Annotated in this window: 20 protein-coding genes; 10 read left to right on the forward strand and 10 right to left on the reverse strand. The window is 66.1% G+C overall.

Going from position 1 to position 17,128, the window contains the following annotated elements; all coding sequences use genetic code 11:
- Positions 1-16: 16 nt before the first annotated feature.
- Positions 17-880, reverse strand: a complete 864-nt coding sequence (locus tag GC146_RS04710; RefSeq protein WP_291835040.1) for an MBL fold metallo-hydrolase — start codon at positions 878-880, stop codon at positions 17-19.
- 99 nt (positions 881-979) lie between these two features.
- Here GC146_RS04710 and GC146_RS04715 point away from each other — a divergent pair, with 99 nt between their 5' ends.
- Both GC146_RS04715 and GC146_RS04720 read left to right on the forward strand, forming a co-directional pair.
- Complete coding sequence (locus GC146_RS04715; RefSeq protein WP_291835043.1) at positions 980-1,294, forward strand: metalloregulator ArsR/SmtB family transcription factor; 315 nt, start codon at positions 980-982, stop codon at positions 1,292-1,294.
- Positions 1,295-1,475: 181 nt separating this feature from the next.
- Positions 1,476-1,688 (forward strand): hypothetical protein, encoded by a 213-nt coding sequence (locus tag GC146_RS04720; RefSeq protein ID WP_291835045.1) that lies wholly within the window; start codon positions 1,476-1,478, stop codon positions 1,686-1,688.
- Positions 1,689-1,697: 9 nt separating this feature from the next.
- Here GC146_RS04720 and GC146_RS04725 read toward each other — a convergent pair whose 3' ends face one another.
- On the reverse strand, positions 1,698-2,882 hold the full coding sequence (locus GC146_RS04725; protein WP_291835754.1) for an acyl-CoA dehydrogenase family protein: 1,185 nt from the start codon (positions 2,880-2,882) through the stop codon (positions 1,698-1,700).
- 148 nt (positions 2,883-3,030) lie between these two features.
- Between GC146_RS04725 and GC146_RS04730 the strand changes: the two genes are divergently transcribed.
- Positions 3,031-4,092 (forward strand): phosphotransferase, encoded by a 1,062-nt coding sequence (locus tag GC146_RS04730; protein ID WP_291835049.1) that lies wholly within the window; start codon positions 3,031-3,033, stop codon positions 4,090-4,092.
- Positions 4,085-5,509 (forward strand): enoyl-CoA hydratase-related protein, encoded by a 1,425-nt coding sequence (locus GC146_RS04735; protein ID WP_291835050.1) that lies wholly within the window; start codon positions 4,085-4,087, stop codon positions 5,507-5,509. The genes GC146_RS04730 and GC146_RS04735 overlap by 8 nt, the downstream gene beginning before the upstream one ends.
- Here GC146_RS04735 and GC146_RS04740 read toward each other — a convergent pair.
- Positions 5,439-5,654, reverse strand: coding sequence for a hypothetical protein (locus GC146_RS04740; RefSeq protein ID WP_291835053.1), 216 nt, complete (start codon positions 5,652-5,654; stop codon positions 5,439-5,441). The genes GC146_RS04735 and GC146_RS04740 overlap by 71 nt on opposite strands.
- A gap of 161 nt (positions 5,655-5,815) precedes the next feature.
- Here GC146_RS04740 and GC146_RS04745 point away from each other — a divergent pair, with 161 nt between their 5' ends.
- Positions 5,816-6,073 (forward strand): DUF2312 domain-containing protein, encoded by a 258-nt coding sequence (locus GC146_RS04745; protein WP_291835056.1) that lies wholly within the window; start codon positions 5,816-5,818, stop codon positions 6,071-6,073.
- A gap of 10 nt (positions 6,074-6,083) precedes the next feature.
- Here the strand turns inward: GC146_RS04745 and GC146_RS04750 are convergent, their stop codons facing one another.
- Positions 6,084-6,290 (reverse strand): cold-shock protein, encoded by a 207-nt coding sequence (locus tag GC146_RS04750; protein WP_291835059.1) that lies wholly within the window; start codon positions 6,288-6,290, stop codon positions 6,084-6,086.
- Between the two features lie 139 nt (positions 6,291-6,429).
- On the opposite strand from GC146_RS04750, the gene GC146_RS04755 reads away from it, so the two are divergent.
- Both GC146_RS04755 and GC146_RS04760 read left to right on the forward strand, forming a co-directional pair.
- On the forward strand, positions 6,430-6,756 hold the full coding sequence (locus tag GC146_RS04755) for an ArsC/Spx/MgsR family protein (RefSeq protein ID WP_291835062.1): 327 nt from the start codon (positions 6,430-6,432) through the stop codon (positions 6,754-6,756).
- Positions 6,757-6,804: 48 nt separating this feature from the next.
- On the forward strand, positions 6,805-7,173 hold the full coding sequence (locus GC146_RS04760) for a hypothetical protein (protein WP_291835064.1): 369 nt from the start codon (positions 6,805-6,807) through the stop codon (positions 7,171-7,173).
- Here the strand turns inward: GC146_RS04760 and GC146_RS04765 are convergent.
- From GC146_RS04765 to thrS, 5 genes are all read right to left on the reverse strand, one after another.
- The gene (locus tag GC146_RS04765) at positions 7,170-7,715 is read right to left on the reverse strand and encodes a hypothetical protein (protein WP_291835066.1); all 546 of its coding nucleotides are present in this window, start codon (positions 7,713-7,715) and stop codon (positions 7,170-7,172) included. The two genes, GC146_RS04760 and GC146_RS04765, sit on opposite strands and share 4 nt — an antisense overlap.
- On the reverse strand, positions 7,712-8,458 hold the full coding sequence (locus GC146_RS04770) for a DNA-binding domain-containing protein (protein ID WP_291835069.1): 747 nt from the start codon (positions 8,456-8,458) through the stop codon (positions 7,712-7,714). Before GC146_RS04770 ends, GC146_RS04765 begins: the two co-directional genes overlap by 4 nt.
- Positions 8,455-9,306, reverse strand: a complete 852-nt coding sequence (locus GC146_RS04775; protein WP_291835071.1) for a DUF692 domain-containing protein — start codon at positions 9,304-9,306, stop codon at positions 8,455-8,457. Before GC146_RS04775 ends, GC146_RS04770 begins: the two co-directional genes overlap by 4 nt.
- Before the next feature lie 74 nt (positions 9,307-9,380).
- Positions 9,381-9,728: a DUF2282 domain-containing protein gene (locus GC146_RS04780; protein WP_291835075.1), complete on the reverse strand. Its 348-nt coding sequence runs from the start codon at positions 9,726-9,728 to the stop codon at positions 9,381-9,383.
- Between the two features lie 300 nt (positions 9,729-10,028).
- The gene (thrS, locus tag GC146_RS04785) at positions 10,029-11,981 is read right to left on the reverse strand and encodes a threonine--tRNA ligase (protein ID WP_291835078.1); all 1,953 of its coding nucleotides are present in this window, start codon (positions 11,979-11,981) and stop codon (positions 10,029-10,031) included.
- Positions 11,982-12,137: 156 nt separating this feature from the next.
- Between thrS and GC146_RS04790 the strand changes: the two genes are divergently transcribed.
- The gene (locus GC146_RS04790) at positions 12,138-12,881 is read left to right on the forward strand and encodes an alpha/beta fold hydrolase (RefSeq protein ID WP_291835081.1); all 744 of its coding nucleotides are present in this window, start codon (positions 12,138-12,140) and stop codon (positions 12,879-12,881) included.
- Positions 12,882-13,046: 165 nt separating this feature from the next.
- The gene (locus GC146_RS04795) at positions 13,047-13,757 is read left to right on the forward strand and encodes an alpha/beta fold hydrolase (protein WP_291835084.1); all 711 of its coding nucleotides are present in this window, start codon (positions 13,047-13,049) and stop codon (positions 13,755-13,757) included.
- Positions 13,758-13,760: 3 nt separating this feature from the next.
- Here the strand turns inward: GC146_RS04795 and phaZ are convergent, their stop codons facing one another.
- Positions 13,761-15,047, reverse strand: coding sequence for a polyhydroxyalkanoate depolymerase (gene phaZ / locus GC146_RS04800; protein WP_291835087.1), 1,287 nt, complete (start codon positions 15,045-15,047; stop codon positions 13,761-13,763).
- Between the two features lie 104 nt (positions 15,048-15,151).
- On the opposite strand from phaZ, the gene phaC reads away from it, so the two are divergent.
- Positions 15,152-16,957 carry a class I poly(R)-hydroxyalkanoic acid synthase gene (gene phaC, locus GC146_RS04805; RefSeq protein WP_291835089.1) on the forward strand — a complete coding sequence of 602 codons (1,806 nt, stop codon included), beginning with the start codon at positions 15,152-15,154 and terminating at the stop codon, positions 16,955-16,957.
- The last annotated feature ends 171 nt before the right edge of the window (positions 16,958-17,128 follow it).

The raw sequence follows: 17,128 nt of genomic DNA on the forward strand, positions 1-17,128 counted from the left end.
GCGCCGCCCCGCCGGTTCAGAGCGTGTTGATCGGCACCTTCAGGTAAGAGGTGCCGTTGTCCTCCGGCTCGGGCATGTGGCCCGCGCGCATGTTGACCTGCAGCGAGGGCAGGATCAGCCGTGGCATGCCCAGCGTCTTGTCGCGGGCCTCGCGCATCGCCACGAATTCCTCGATCGGGCGGCCCTTGCCGATATGGATGTTGAGGGCCTTCTGCTCGCCCACTGTGGTTTCCCACGCGTAGTCATCGCGGCCCGGCGCCTTGTAGTCATGGCCGACGAAGATCCGGGTCTCGTCGGGCAGGGCAAGGATCTTCTGGATCGAGGCATACATCGTTTCGGCCGAACCGCCGGGGAAGTCGCACCGCGCCGTGCCGAAATCGGGCATGAACAGCGTGTCGCCCACGAAGGCCGCATCGCCGATGACGTAGGTCAGGCAGGCAGGCGTATGGCCGGGCGTGTGCAGAACCTCGCCGCGCAGCTGGCCGATGTGAAAGCTGTCGCCCTCCTTGAAGAGCTTGTCGAACTGCGAGCCGTCACGCTGGAACCGGGTGCCTTCGTTGAAGATCTTGCCGAAGGTTTCCTGCACCACCGTAATGCGATCGCCGATGCCGATCTTGCCCCCAAGCTGTTCCTGGATATATGGGGCGGCAGAAAGATGATCAGCATGGACGTGGGTTTCCAGTATCCATTCGACCTTCAGGCCCTCGGCCTTGATCCAGGCGATGATTTCGTCGGCAGACCGTGTATCGGTCCGGCCGCTGGCCTGGTCGAAATCGAGGACCGAATCGATCACCGCGCAAGAGGTGCCGTTGGGGTCCCTCGCGACGAATGACGCGGTGTTTGTCGCGGTATCGAAGAAGGCTTTGACGATGGGTTTCATGACGATTCTCCTTTCGCAACATAGATAGACCGTGCTATAAGCATTTCAAGATTGGAATGTATTGCGCCAAACAGTTTCGGGAGCTTCCTTATGGATGGCATGAACTTCTCCGCCGAAGCAATGGACCGGGCTGCCGACGAAGCGTCGGAAGTGCTCAAGGTCCTTGCCAACCCGGCGCGCCTGCGCATTCTGTGCGCGCTGGTGCCGGGTCAGCTTTGCGTCGGTGATCTGGAGCAGGCGCTGGGCGCCAGCCAGTCTTATGTCTCGGGCCAGCTGGCCCGGATGCGTGCCGAGGGCCTTGTCGCCAGCGAGCGTGATGGACGGGTCATCCGCTATTCCATCGCCGACGAGCGGGTCACGCCGATCCTCGAGCGTCTTTACGAAGTCTTCTGCAAGCCTTCTCCCCTCGATTGACCTGAATCAAGGCAAGCCTGTCGATGGCTTGCAGAAATGTCCTTGCCGGCGCCAAGGTGCAGCGGGCACGGACGTGGCCATCCCGGTCTCGTTTGATGTGCGAGTGGCGTGGGGGCGCCGTGTTGTGCCCTGCCACGCGTGGTTTTGTGCTTGGTAAGTGTTGACGAGGGGGAGATCGGACATGGCAACAGGCAGACATGCGCGTGAACTGGCGGCATTGCTGACGCGCATCCAGACAGAGCCGGAGCGGGCGCGGCTGTTCAAGCCACGTCTGCAGGAGCTGATCGAGCTGATCGAGCTGGAAGGTGGCCACGTCCCGCCGGCGGCCCGCGATGCGGCCACCCGTTTGGGCGACGACGTGACCGAGGCGCAGTTCGACAATCTTCCGGTCTGAGCCCGCGCGTCAGCCGTCGCGGTAGCGCGCCAGTTCGGCCCGCGCGACCTGCCTTCGGTGGACCGCGTCCGGCCCGTCGGCCAGCCGCAGCGTGCGCAGTGCCGTCCATTGCCGCGCCAGCGGCGTGTCCTGGCTGACCCCCGCCGCGCCATGCATCTGCACCGCCATGTCGGTGACCTTCAGCGCCACGGCCGGTGCCACGACCTTGATCGCGCTGATCCACGGGGCTGCGGCGCGCGCGTCGCCCCGGTCCATCATCCACGCGGCCTTCAGACACAGCAGGCGCGCTTGCTCGATCTCCATCCGTGCCTCGGCGATCTGGTCGAAATTCGCCCCAAGCTGGGCCAGCGGCTTGCCGAATGCCTCGCGCGCCAGCGACCGGCGGCACATCAGCTCCAGCGCCTTTTCGGCCTGCCCGATCGCCCTCATGCAATGGTGAATACGCCCCGGCCCAAGGCGGCCCTGCGCAATCTCGAAGCCGCGCCCTTCGCCCAACAGCAGGTTTTCGGCCGGCACCCGCACGTCGGTGTAGCGGAAATGCATGTGGCCATGCGGCGCGTCGTCGTGGCCATAAACCTCCATCGCCCGCAGCTTGGCGATGCCGGGCGTTTCGGCGGGCACGACGATCATCGAATGGCGGGCGTGTTTCGGCCCTTCGGTGGCGGTCCGCACCATCACGATATGGACCGCGCAGCGCGGATCGCCCGCGCCGGTGGCCCACCATTTCTCGCCGTTCAGCACGTAGCTGTCGCCATCGCGCACGCAGGACATGGCGATGTTGGTGGCGTCCGACGAGGCGACATCGGGTTCGGTCATCAGGTAGGCCGAGCGGATGCGCCCCTCCATCAGCGGCACCAGCCAGCGGGCCTGCAGATCGGGCGAGGCGTAGCGCGCCAGCACCTCCATGTTGCCGGTATCGGGCGCGTTGCAGTTGAAAACCTCGGCGGCAAGGTGGCTCTTGCCCATGTCCTCGGCCATGTAGGCGTAATCGACGGTGCTCAGGCCCGGCCCGTCGCCGAAGGTCTTCCACAGGTTCCAGAGGCCCGCCGCGCGCGCCTCGGCCTTGAGGGTTTCAAGGATCTCGGCCTGGCGCGGGGTGAACTGCCAGCGGTCGCCCTTGCCGACCTCGGCCAGGAATTCGGCGTCCAGCGGCGCGATGCGGCCCGCGATCATCTCGCGCAGCGCCGCGCGCATCGGGGCGGCGCGGGCCGACAGGCCAAGGTCCATGCTGGCAACGCTCATCGGTCGGGTCCCCTTGCTGTTGCGGGGCCATCGTGCATCGCGGGCCGGGCGAGTCAATCAAGGGCTTGCAGAGCGGCGCGGCCCGCCCCCTAATGGGCCCATGGCGGACGGTGCGACAGGGCTGGACATCTCGCAGGCACGTCTGGGCGACTACCTGTCGGCCCATGTGCCCGGCTTTTCCGGCCTGCGCGACATTGCCAAGTTCGCCGCCGGGCAATCGAACCCCACCTACCGTGTGACCGCCGTCAGCGGGCTTTACGTGCTGCGGGCCAAGCCGCCCGGCGCGCTGCTGGCCTCGGCCCACCAGGTCGAACGGGAATACCGCGTGATGGCGGCCTTGGCGGGCAGCGCCGTGCCGGTGCCGCGCGTGCTGCATCTGGCCACCGATGACGCCTCGCCCCTGGGCCGCGCCTTTTTCGTGATGGAACACGTCGCGGGCCGGGTTTTTTTCGACCCCGCGCTGCCCGATGTCGCGCCCGGCCAGCGCGGCCAGATCTACGACGCGATGAACGCCACGCTTGCCGCGCTGCACGGGCTGGACCCGGTCGCGCTGGGGCTGGCCGATTACGGTAAACCCGGCAACTACTTCGCCCGCCAAACCGAACGCTGGGCCGCGCAATATGCCGCCAGCACGGCAGATCCGCTGCCCGACATGCTGGCAGTGATCGACTGGCTGGGCCGCGAGATGCCCCCCGATGACGGTCAGGTAGCGCTGGTGCATGGCGACTGGCGGCTGGACAACCTGATGATCGCGCCTGACGGGCCGCAGGTGCGCGCGGTGCTGGATTGGGAGCTGTCGACGCTCGGCCATCCGCTGGCCGACCTCGCCTATCAATGCATGCAGTGGCGGCTGCCGCATGACGCAGGCATGCGCGGCCTTGGCGGGCTGGACCGTGCCGCGCTGGGCCTGCCGGACGAGGCGGGATACGTCGTGGCCTATGCGCGGCGGCGCGGAATCGGGCCAATTGCAGGGTGGGAGTTCTACCTTGTCTTCGCCTTCTTCCGGCTGGCAGCGATCCTTGCCGGCGTGGCGGCGCGCGCCGAGGCCGGCAATGCCTCGAACCCCGAAACGGCGCGGGCCTACGGCGCGGCGGTGCCCCGGCTGGCGGCGATGGCGCTGGAGATCACGCGCGAAGGCGCATTGGAGGCCGGTGATGGCTGAGCTTGTCAAGTCGCGCATCCACGGCGATGGCGTAGCCGTGGTGATGCTGGCCGCGCCGCCTGCCAACGTGATGGGCCCCGAGATGCGGGCCGCGCTGCATGCCGCGTTTCTGGCTCTGGGCGCCAACGGAAAGGTAAGCGCGGTGGTCCTGCTAGCCGAGGGGCCTTCGTTTTCCTCGGGCACATCGTTGCGCGACTATGCCACTCGGCCCGACCGGCACGACCCCACCACACTGTCCGCACTGTGCCGCATGATCGAAGATTTCCCGCATCCGGTTGTTGCGGGGCTACACGGTTTTGCGATGGGCGCGGGGGCCGAAGTGGCGCTGGCCGCCCACTACCGGCTGATCGCGCCCGATACCGCGATCGGCCTGCCCGAGGTCGGGCTAGGCCTGACCCCGCGCGGTGGCGGCACACAGCGCCTGCCGCGCCTTGTCGGTGCGGGCCCGGCGCTGGATATCCTGCTGGGGGGCCGCGCGGTGAGGATGCAGTCCGTGGGCCAGCCGGCGCTGTATGACGGGGTGGTCAACGGGCATCTTCCGTCGGCGGCGATGGCGTTTGCGCAGAACCTCATTTCGCGCGGCGCCGGGCCGCGGCCGACGGCCACGCGGCGCGAGGGGTTGCTGGACGGGCCGGGCTTTCTCGCCGCCGTGGCCGACCGGCGCAAGGCAATCGCCGGCTCGCCTCTGCACGCCCCGCCGCGGATCATCGACTGTGTCGAGGCAGCACTTTTGCTGCCCCTCGATGCCGGGCTGGCCTTCGAGGCAGCGGCGTTTGATGCCGCCGAAACTGATCCGCAAAGTCATGCGCTGCGTCACATCGCGTTGGCCGAGCGACGGCTGCCCAAGCACCTCGTGACCACCGAAGATGGTCAGCAGAAGCTGACCGAGGCGGGCGAGGCGGTAACGGGACGGCTGCGCGCGGCGCTGCGCGCGGCGGTGTCACTGTTGGCGGGGCGGGGCGTTCCAAAGGCGCAGATCGATTCGGCGATGCTGGCCTATGGTTTTGCCCGCAGCCCGCATGGCGGCGGCGACAGAAACGCCTCGGGGCCTGTCATCGACGAGGTGCAGCGCCGCTGTATCGCCGCAGTGATGGCAGAAGGCGCACGGCAGGTGCAGGCCGGCCATGTCGCGCGGCCCGCCGACATCGACGCGCTGGCGGTGATCGGCATGGGGTTTCCGCGCTTCCGTGGCGGCCCGATGCAAGGCGCGACACAGATGGGCCTGCTGAGCCTCATGAACGAGATGGAGGGGTGGACGCAGGAAAACCGTCTCTGGACGGTCCCGCCGTTGATGCGAGAGGCGGTGAAATACGCAGGTGGTTTCGCAGCGGTGCCGCCGCAGGCGTTCAGCGCAGGATCACCCCGACCACAACCACCATCAGCCCCAGAAACGACAGCAGGAACGCCCCCAGATTGACCGGCAGGATGCGCGTCATTCGGGCGCGCAGGGCTTCGTCGTCGGTCAGTGTGCGGCGCGCGCGCATGACCGCCAACAGGCTCCAGACGATGCCGACAAGCCCAAGCGCCGAAATTGCCGCGCCGCTCCAGATCACGAGGTGCATGGGGTGGGTGTCCCGGTGTTGCGTATCGGGCCCGCGCATAGCCGTCGCGCGGCCGTGGCGCAAGCCCGCCGCGAGGCAAGGGGGCCTTGCGGGCGGTCATGGGGGCGGCTAGGTCAGATGCCTGACCATCCACCCGATGCCATCTCCGAGGAGCCAACGCGATGTCCGATTCCGTGACCGAGACCCAGACCAGCGTCGCCGCGCAGGAACTGCGCCAGTTCGTCGAGCGCTACGAACGTCTGGAGGCGGAAAAGAAAGACATCGCCGACGCGCAGAAAGAGGTCATGGCCGAAGCCAAGGGGCGCGGTTACGACACAAAGGTTCTGCGCAAGGTGATCGCGCTGCGCAAGCGCGATGCCGAGGATATCGCCGAGGAAGAGGCGATCCTTGACCTCTACAAATCCGCATTGGGAATGTGAGGGCCGGGCCTCAGACCTTGCGCAGGTTGCCTGCCATCTGTCGGCCGTCGCGCCCTTCGATCAGGTCGAAGCCGATCTTCTGGTTGTCGGCAAGCCCGGTCATGCCCGATTGTTCGACTGCGGAGATGTGGACGAAGATGTCCTTTCCGCCGTCGTCGGGGGCAATGAACCCATAGCCTTTTGTCGTGTTGAACCACTTGACCGTTCCGGTGGGCATGGCTCTGTCTCTCCCTGGTTGAGGCGTCTTCCGGATTGAAAACCTATGTGTTGCCCTGCAAAAGGCAAATGCCGCATGCGATGCGGAGGGATCGCCATTGGGGCGATGGTCGCAAAGATGCTCAAAATGGAGGCAAATGATGCGGTTTTTCGGCCTGAAAACCTGTGACACCTGTCGCAAGGCGCTAGCCGCGCTGCGCGAGGCCGGGATCACGCCCGAGGTGACGGACGTGCGCGCCGACGGGCTTGCCACCGCCGACATCGCCGCGATCGTCGCCGCTTTCGGCGACCGCGCGGTCAATCGCGCCTCTGCCACGTGGCGCGGCCTGCCGGAGGAGGCGCGCGCGCTGCCTGCGACGGAACTGCTCGCCGCCCATCCCACCGTGATGAAACGCCCCGTCATCGAGGCGGAGGGCAGGTTTTACCTTGGCTGGGGCGCCGATGTGCAGGCGGCGCTGCTTGGCTAAGGCCAGACTAGGGCCTATATCGGGCGGACAACCAAGGAGGTCCACAAGATGCGCAACGCGGCCCTGATGCTGGGCATCATCGCAGGTTTGATCGGCATGGTCGTGGGCCTGTTCGGCTATGGCTATTCCGAGGTGACGGCGCAGCACGCCGAGGTGGGCCAGATGTTCGGCACGTTCCAGAACCCCGGGCTGGTGAAATTCGCCAGTTTCGTGGGCCCGCTTTTGGCGATCGCGGGCGGCGCGATGGCGCGGGCCCGCGCGCTGTGGGGCGGTATCCTGATGCTGCTGGCGGCCGCGGCGTTCTATGCCGCCTTCGGCTTTAACGTGGCCACGATGTTCCCGATCGGCTTTGCCGGGCTTGGTGGCATCCTCGCCATCGCGGCAGGCAAGCCGGACGAACCCAAGGCACATTTCTAGCGGCGCGCCCGGGCAAGCAGCCGGTCAAGCGAGAGCGGACCCGCGCCGAGGATCGCCACCACCATCAGCCCCAGCACCCAGAACGCGCGCTGGTCGAGGATAACGCCATCCGGCAACCTGTCGAACCACGCGCCCAGCGTGGCGGGTTGGCCGATGCCGCCGTGGCCGTAAAGGTCGGTCAGGCTTTGCACCGCGACAAAACCCGCCATGCCGAGGGCGGCAAGCCGGCTGAGAAGCCCCAGCATCAGCAGGAGCGGCAGCAGGAATTCCGCCCACATGCCCGCGACGGTCACCGCCCACTGAAACCAGCTCATCGCCGCAGTATCATATCCGGCCGCCTCGAAGGCGCGCGGCCAGATCTGGGCATAGGCCCCGACCGACGGTTGCACAAAGCCAAGTGGCCCCGGGCCGATCTTCAGCAGGGCCGAGTTCCAGAAATAGACCAGCAGGACAGCCGCGAAGACGAAGCGCGCCAAGGTTGGCAGCACGGCGGGCGCGAGTGCGGTCAACCGGCGTGCGACGGTGTCGTAAATGGCGATCATGACAGCTCTCCGGGGATCAGGGCGGTGATGGCGTCGCCGCCGAGCAATAAGCCGAGCGTGGGGCCGGGGGCAAAGCCCTCGCCCGCCGTATCGAGGGCGGCGCCGAGGGTCCGCCCCTCGATGAGAGCTGCGACGAAAGTGGCGGCGTCCGGTTCGATCAGGTGCAATTCCGGATCGTATCCCGGGCGCAGGATCAGCACCGCCTCGGCCCTCGGGGCGGGGGGCGGCGCGACAGGTTCGGCATGCGCGCGGTGGATGCTGCCCACGGGATGGGCCGAGCGGACCAGCCGCAGCGCCGGGGCCAGTTGCAGGCGCAGATCACCCAGACGCTCGGACGGAAGCGCGGCCAGCGCGGCGGGATCAACGGGGTCCGCATCCGCGGCGTGGTAGCTTTCGCGCAAGGCCAGTTCCAGACGAGCGACATCGGGCAGGTAGGGCAGGTGGGCCACCGGCGCGAAGCCTTCCAGAAAGCCCGGCATCTGCCCGCCGTAGAACATCATCAGCGGCGAGGCGGGCGGATGGGCGCTGACAAAGACCTGCGCCATGGCGCGAAAGAACGCCTCGCCCACCAGCGCGCGCAGGGTCGGAAAGGCCACCTCCAGCGCGTCGCAAAGGCCCACGGTCACGTTGTTGCGGTAGACGTCGTAGCGCCGGCCGGCGCGGCGGCCTTTGCCGTCGATCAGGCCGCGGGGGGCGGGGCTGTCAGGGTCCAGCAGCCCCGCGGCAAAGGCGTTGCGGCTCATGCCGTCACCCGGTCAAGGAGCGCGGCGGCGCGGGCGGCTTCGGCGGCCAGCGTGGGCCAATCGGGCACATCGTTGTCCCATTCGATCAGCACCGGGCGCGGGCCGGTCAGCGCAAGGGTGATGTCGAGCAATTCCCAGACCGGGTTGGCGACGGGCGCGCCGTGGCTGTCGATCAGCAGGGGCGCGCCATGGTCGTCGGTCTGCGTGTCATAGCCGCCCAGATGCATCTCGGCCACCGCGTTCAGCGGGAAATCGGCGATGTAATCCTGCGGCGTGAAGCCCAGGTTGGTGGCCGAGACGAAGACGTTGTTGATGTCCAGAAGCAGGCCACAGCCGGTACGCCGGGCGATCTCGCGCAGGAAATCTGGCTCGGTCATCTCGCTTTCGGAAAAGGCGAGGTAGGAGGAGGGGTTTTCCAGCAGCATCGGGCGGCCCAGCGCATCCTGCACCTGGTCGATGTGATCGGCCACGCGGGCCAGCGTTGCAGCGGTGTAGGGCAGCGGTAGCAGGTCGTTGAGAAAGGCGCCGTCATGCGTGGACCAGGCCAGGTGTTCGGAAAAGCTCGCCGGTTGCAGCCAGTCCACAAGGTGTTTCAGCCGCGAAAGGTGATCGGCATCAAGCGGCCCTTCGCCACCGATCGACAGGCCGACGCCGTGGACCGAGATGGGAAAGCGTTCGGCCAGTGCGCGCAGCTGCGCCAGCGGCCGGCCACCCGCGCCCATGTAGTTCTCGGCATGGATTTCCAGCCAGGCGACCGGGCCGGGATCGGCGATGATCGCGGCATGGTGCTGCGGCTTGTAGCCGACACCGGGCTTGGCAGGCAGGGCAGGATACGGGGCGTCGAACATGGCAGGGCCTCGATGCATCGGGGGGAAAGGTGGGCGCAGGGCAGGCGGGAGGGGGCCCGCCCCGCGCGGCCGGGCTACATGGTGACCGCGGCCAGACCGTCGGTCGAGGTGCCTGCGGGCAGATCGCGGGCGATGCCGTACTTGCCCTCGGCCTCGAGCGCGGAGGCCAGCATCCCGTGACGGCCGCCGGGCAGGTCCATCGTGGTGCAGGTGCCGGCCGGCACGAGCTTCCACGCATTGCCCTGATAGTCGACCTTGGAGGTGCCGGCGCAAGTGGTGCCGGGGCCGGCGGCGCAGTCGTTCTGGCCGGCCAGCGCCACGCCGAAACACTTTTCCTGCGCGCCGGCGGCGGCGGCGTCATGGGCCAGGCCGGCCATCGCGGTGGCCAGCGCGGAGGCGAGGATCATTGTCTTGGTCGTCATCTTGGTGTCCCTTTCGGTTGCGGACATGAGTGCAAAATCACCGGTTCGAGGTGATGTCCGCAGCCTACTGGGATCGGCCATTTTTGGCCTATTCACGCAACGGTGACTCGCAGCGGCGTGAGCGCGCGCGACCCTGCGACAGCCTGTCGCAGGGCGCGGAGGGCCGGATTCGGGGCCATTCGGGTGAAAAAGTCGCCCGGCTGTTACAGCGCGGGCGGCCTATTGTTTCAGCGCCAGGCGTCAAGGGCGCTGCGAATCGTGCATGCAGCGCCCCAGCTCACGCTTTGTTACAGCGGCCGGTCAGGCGCGCCGCAGGTCGGGCGGCGTGGCCTCAAGGGCCAGGTCTTCGACCACCTTGTCCAGCGGGGCGACATCGCTTTGCCCCTCGCCAAGGCGGCGAAGACTGACGGTGCGCGCCTCGACCTCCTTGAGCCCGATGGCGAGGATCACCGGCACCTTGGACAGCGAATGCTCGCGGACCTTGTAGTTGATCTTCTCGTTACGGGTGTCGGCCTCGGCGCGCACGCCGCGCGCAACCAGCGCCTCGACCACTTCGGTCACGTAGGCATCCGCCTCGGAGACGATGGAAGCGACGACGACCTGCCGCGGCGCCAGCCAGAACGGCAGCTTGCCCGCGTGCTCCTCGATCAGGATGCCGATAAACCGCTCGAAGCTGCCCAGCGTCGCGCGGTGCAGCATGTAGGGCCGGTGTTTCGCGCCGTCCTGCCCGATATAGGTGGCGTCCAGCCGTTCGGGCAGGTTGGGGTCTACCTGCAGCGTACCGCATTGCCAGTCGCGCCCGATCGCGTCGGTCAGTACGAATTCCAGCTTGGGCCCGTAAAAGGCGCCTTCGCCGGGGCTCACCTCGTAATCATAGCCCGCTGCCTTGGTGGCGTTCCCCAGCGCTGCTTCGACCTTGTCCCAGCTTTCGTCCGAGCCGATACGGGTTTCGGGCCGCGTCGAAAGCTTGATGCGCCAGTTGGTAAAGCCAAGATCGGCATAGATGCGCGACAGAAACTCGATGAATTTCTTCGTCTCGCCCTCGATCTGGCTTTCCTCGCAGAAGATATGGGCGTCGTCCTGGGTAAATCCGCGCACCCGCATGATGCCGTGCAGCGCGCCCGACGGTTCGTAGCGGTTACACGAGCCGAACTCGGCCATGCGCAGCGGCAGGTCGCGGTAGGATTTCAGGCCGTGGTTGAACACCTGCACGTGGCAGGGGCAGTTCATCGGTTTCAGCGCGTTGATGGTCTTTTCGCGGGCATGTTCTTCGTCGACCTCGACGATGAACATGTTCTCGCGGTAGCTCGACCAATGGCCGGAGGCTTCCCACAGCTTGCGGTTGACGACCTGTGGCGTGTTCACCTCGACATAGCCGTCACGCTTTTGCTGACGGCGCATGTAGTCTTGCAGCGTGGTGTAGATGGTCCATCCGTTGGGGTGCCAGAACACCTGTCCGGGGGCCTCTTCCTGCATGTGGAACAGGTCCATCTCGCGGCCCAGCTTGCGATGGTCGCGGCGTGCGGCCTCTTCCAACCGGTGCAGGTAGGCCTTCAACTCGTCGCGGTTCTGGAACGCCACGCCGTAGATGCGCTGCAACTGCGCGCGATCGCTGTCGCCGCGCCAGTAGGCACCGGCCACACTCATCAGCTTGAACGCGTCCGACGGCACCTGCCCGGTGTTCTGCAAGTGCGGGCCGCGGCACAGGTCCTGCCAGTGGCCGTGCCAATACATCCGGATCTTCTGATCCTCGGGGATCGCCTGCACCAGTTCCACCTTGTAGGGTTCGTTCTGCGCCTCGTAGAACCGGATCGCGCGGTCGCGGTCCCAGACCTCGGTCGTCACCGGGTCGCGCCGGGCGATGATCTCGCGCATCTTGGCCTCGATCGCACCAAGGTCCTCGGGCGTAAACGGCTCTTCGCGGTCGAAGTCGTAATACCAGCCGTTTTCGATCACCGGGCCGATGGTGACCTTCACGTCGGGCCAGACCTCCTGCACGGCGCGGGCCATGATGTGGGCCAGATCATGGCGGATCAGTTCCAGCGCGGGGCCGGGATCCTTCATCGTGTTGATGGCAATGGCCGCGTCTGCCGTGATCGGCCACTGAAGGTCCCAGTGGGCGCCGTCGACTTGCGCGGAGATGGCGCGCTTGGCCAGACTGGGCGCGATCGCTGCGGCAACTTCGGCCGGTGTCACGCCGGGGTCGAATAGCCGCGAATTGCCGTCGGGAAAGGTGAGGGAGATTTGGGCCATCTTTGGGCCTCCTCGTCGTTTTGGCGCCTACGAAACGCCCGGTTGCGGGTTTGTGGGGTGGTCTTGCCCGCGCGCGCGGGCGGCGTCAAGCCCCGGCCTTGCCATCGTCGCGCGGCGCGGCAAAGGTGCAGCGGATGACAAGAAGAGGGTCACACCATGTCGGATTTCCTGACGACGCCGCAGGGGCGGCGCATCGCCTACGAGATGACGGACGGGCAGGGGCCCGCGGTGATGTTTCTGGGCGGTTTCATGTCCGACATGACAGGCACAAAGGCGCTGGCGCTGCATGACTGGGCCCGGGCCGAGGGCCGGGCGTTTCTGCGGTTCGACTATTCCGGACATGGCGCCAGCGAGGGCGCTTTTGTCGATGGCTGCATCGGCGACTGGGCGGCGGATGCACGGGCGGCCCTTGGCCTGCTGGCAGGCAAGGTCGTGCTGGTCGGCTCTTCTATGGGGGGCTGGATCTCGCTCTTGCTGGCGCGCGAAATGCCCGAGCGTGTGGCGGGACTGGTGACGATCGCGGCCGCGCCGGATTTCATGGAAGACGGGTTCTGGGCTGAATTTGACGACGCCCAACGCATGCAGTTGATGCGTGACGGACAGGTGATGGTGCCGTCCGAATATGACGATCCTTACCCCGTGACGCGCCGCATGATCGAGGATGGCCGGCAGAACATGGTGCTGCGCAGTCCGCTGCCGCTGCCCTTCCCGGTGCGGATGCTGCAGGGCACGGCCGACGCCGATGTCAGCCGCGAGACGGCGCTGCGGCTGCTTGATCACGCGGAAGGCCCGGACATCCGCCTGACGCTGGCAAAAGGGGCCGATCACCGCTTTTCGACGCCGGCCTGTCTTGACCTGATCACGGCCAGCCTGCGCGAGGTGCTGGCGCGACCGGCGTAAGCCCCGCGCGACTCCTTGCCATGCACGCCTGAAATATCTTGTCGGCGGGCCCGTGGCGGGCCAATCTGTCTCCAAAGCATAAGAAGTCGGGCAGGAGACACGGCGTGATGACCCCAAAGTGGGCCCGGGCAGGGGCCAGATGACCTATTGCAGGTCCCTTTTTCGATGACCGAGCCAATCCTGCTTTTGCCGGGGCTGATGTGCGACTCGCGGGTTTTCTCGGCGCAGATCGCAGCGCTGTCGCGGCGTTGGCCGGTCATGGTGGCGCCGCTGGGCCCCGGTGAAAGGATCGAGGAGATGGCCTCGGCCATACTGTCGGCAGCGCCTGCGAAATTCGCGCTGGCAGGCCTGTCGATGGGCGGCATCCTTGCCATGGAAGTGCTGCGTCGTGCGCCCGAACGGGTGACCCGCGTGGCGCTGATGGATACCACGCCACTGGCCGCCACCCCTGTCGAGATCGCGGCGCGCGATGGCTGGCTGGTCCGCGCAACGGCGGGCAAACTTGACGATGCGATGGCGGGCGAATTACCCGCCGATGCGCTGGCGCCGGGACCGGGCCGGCCCGGCATCCAGGCCAAGCTGGTCGCCATGTGGCGCAACCTTGGCCAGCAGGCCTACTTGCGTCAGGCGCGCGCGCTGGCGCGGCGCAAGGACCAGCAGGCGACGTTGCGCAAGGTACGCCAGCCGGCGCTGGTGCTGTGCGGCGCGCATGATCGTCTGACGCCGCCCAAACGACACGAATTCATGGCCGAGCTAATCCCGTTCGCGCGGCTTGCGGTGATTGAGAGCGCAGGCCATTTGCCCACGCTGGAGGCGCCGGCAGAGGTCACCCGCGCGCTGATTGACTGGATGGGGCAGCCGCTGGTGCTGAGATAGGCCTCAGGACGCCGCGGCCGCCGGGGGCACGGCGCGCGGACGGGTCCGCACCGGCGCAGCTTCGGAATTGGCGTCGATGAACCGCAGCACGAAGGGGCGGATGTTATTGCGCCAGCTGCGACCGGCGAAGATGCCGTAATGGCCCGCGCCGCCCTCGAGGTGTGATGCCTTCTTCGATTGCGGCAGCCCGGTCAGCAGGTCCAGCGCGGCAAGGCACTGGCCGGGGGCCGAGATGTCGTCCTCTTCGCCTTCCACGACCATGACCGCGACAGAGGTGATCTTGCCGATATCCACCTTGTGACCCGCCACGGTGAAATCGTTCCGGGCAATCTCGCGGCCCTTGAAGATGCGCTCCACCGTCGAAAGGTAGAACTCGGCCGTCATGTCCATGACCGAAAGATATTCGTCATAGAACTGGTTGTGCTTGTCGTGGTCCGAGGCCTCGCCCCGCACGACGCGGAAAATCTGGTCCTGAAAGGCCTTTGTATGGGTCTCGGCATTCATCGAGATGAACGAGGCCAGTTGCAGAAGGCCCGGATAGACGGCGCGGCCAACGCCCTTGTACTTGAAGCCCACGCGCTGGATCATCGTCTGTTCCAGCTGGCCCATGGTGACAGAGCGGCCGAAATCGGTAACCTCGGTATGGTTCGCCTCGGGGTCGATCGGGCCGCCGATCAGCGTCATGGTGCGCGGCTGCGCCTTGGGGTCCTGTTCGGCCAGGTAGGCAGTGGCGGCCAGCGTCAGCGGTGCCGGCTGGCAGATCGCGATGACGTGTAGATCCGGGCCGAGGTGTTTCATGAAATCGACAAGGTAGAGGGTGTAATCCTCGATATCGAACTTGCCTTCGCTGACCGGAATATCGCGAGCGTTATGCCAGTCGGTCACGAAGACCTCGCAATCGGGCAGCAGGCTGATGACGGTTTTGCGCAGAAGAGTGGCATAATGGCCCGACATCGGCGCAACCAGCAGCACGCGGCGCTTGCGCGGGGTGCGGCCGGGCACCTTGAAGTGGATGAGGTTGCCGAAAGGCCGCTCGACCAGCGACATGATGCGCACGGTATGATCCTTGCCATCCTCGACGGTGACGGTGGGAATGCCCCAGTCAGGTTTCGTGACCATCCGGCTGAACGCCCGCTCTGTCACTTCGCCCCATGCCTTGACGACCTCGACCCACGGGTTCACACCCCAGGACATGGCCGGATAACTGCCCCAGGCCTGTGCCGTCGCCCCCAGCCACTGGTTGGTGTTTCGGACGCTTTCCATCAGGTCGTAGGACATCATATACTTCATGGAATAGCTCCTGACCTTCGTGCGGCGCCGTGCCGCCTACAGCGCAAAGGAGGACTCGGGGCCCCGCCAATGCTGCGGGTGCAAACTAGGCCGAAGAGGTTAACATGACAACTAGTGAATTCGACGGCCCCGCGCCCGACGGAAAGAGCCTGACCAAGCTCGAAGAGAACATGGCCGAGTTGGAGCGGCTGAATGCCCGGCTTGTGTCGGTGCTTTCGCGCAAAAAGCCAGCGCCGCCCGCGCTGGAGGGGCCGAGCCCCATGCTCTATGCCAAGGCCGCTGCGGCCTACATGGAGGAATGGGCGACCAACCCGGCCCGCCTGATCGAGCATCAGACGCAGTACTGGGGCAAGGCGATGGCGCATTTCGCGGCTGCCCAAGCGCAGCTGGCGCGCGGCCTGCTGACCCCGCCCGAGGACGAAACCCCGCCGGACCGCCGCTTTACCAACCCGCTGTGGCAGACCAATCCCTATTTCAACTTCATCAAGCAGCAGTTCCTGATCAACGCCGAAGCCGTGCGCAAGGCGATCAGCGACATGGAAGGGCTGGACGAGCGAGAGCGCAAGCGGCTGTTCTATTTCGGCGAGCAGATCATCGACATGTTCAGCCCGACAAACTTCCTTGCCACCAACCCCGACGCGCTGACCCGCGCGCTGGAGACGGACGGCCAAAGCCTTGTCGACGGGCTGAAGAACCTGATTGCCGATCTCGAAGCCAACGATGGCGACCTTGTCGTCTCGCTCTCGGACAAGAACGCCTTCAAGGTGGGCGGCAACCTTGCCACCACGCCGGGCGAGGTGGTGTTCCGCAACCGCATGTTCGAGCTGATCCAGTACGCGCCGACCACCGAGAAGGTGCACAAGACACCGCTGATCATCTTCCCGCCCTGGATCAACAAGTTCTACATCCTCGACCTCAAGGCGCAGAACAGCCTGATCAAATGGATCGTCGATCAGGGCTTTACCCTGTTCGTGGTGTCGTGGGTCAATCCCGGGCCGGAATACAGCGATGTCGGCATGGCCGATTACATCGAAGAGGGGTACCTGACTGCGATCGCACAGGCGCGCGAGATCTGCGGCGTCAAGAAGGTCAACGTGGTGGGCTACTGCATTGCCGGGACCACGCTGTCGCTGACGCTGTCGCTGATGAAGCAGCGCGGCGACAAGTCGATCAACGCGGCCACGTTCTTTACCACGCTCACTGATTTCAGCGATCAGGGCGAGGTGGGTGTGTTCCTCGACAACGATTTCGTCGACGGGATCGAGGCGGAGGTGAACGCGCGCGGCGTGCTGCGGTCCTATTTCATGTCGCGGACATTCAGCTTCCTTCGCTCGAATGACCTGCTTTATGCCCCGGCGATCCGCAACTACATGCTGGGCCAGACGCCCCCCGCGTTTGACCTGCTTTACTGGAATGGCGACGGCACCAACCTGCCGGCGAAGATGGCGGTGGAGTACCTGCGCGGGCTATGTCAGGCGAACCGTTTCGCAACGGACGGGTTCGATCTTGCGGGCACCACGCTGCACCTTTCGGAGGTGGACGTGCCGCTTTGCGCCATTGCCTGCGAGACCGACCATATCGCGCCGTGGATGGCCAGCTATGCCGGCATCCAGCAGATGGGTTCGGCGGAGAAGATGTTCATCCTGTCGGGCAGCGGCCATATCGCCGGCATCGTCAATCCGCCCAGCAAGGTGAAATACGGCCATTGGACCAACCCCGACCTGACGCTTTCGGCCGCGGACTGGAAGGCGGGGGCCGAGGCGCACGAAGGCTCGTGGTGGCCGCTCTGGGGCAACTGGCTGGCGCAGCGATCCGGCCCGATGGTCGAGGCCCGAGAGCCCGGTGATTCGCGCCATCCGCCGCTGGCACCGGCCCCCGGAACCTACGTCACATCGGTCCCCGAAAGCTGAGCGCCGGCCGGGTTTCCCCAAGGGAATGCTGCAAGTGCCTGATATTGCTGCGCCCCTGAAACTGCGCAGGAAGTTCATGCTGCAGTGCAGAAAAAACTCTTGAAATGCTGCGCTGCAGCACACATATTCTTGTCATCACACAGACGGCATCCTCCCGCCGCCGCATAAACT

The sequence above is a fragment of the Limimaricola sp. genome, assembly GCF_016125575.1.
In the GTDB taxonomy this organism is placed as follows: Bacteria; Pseudomonadota; Alphaproteobacteria; order Rhodobacterales; family Rhodobacteraceae; genus WGLM01.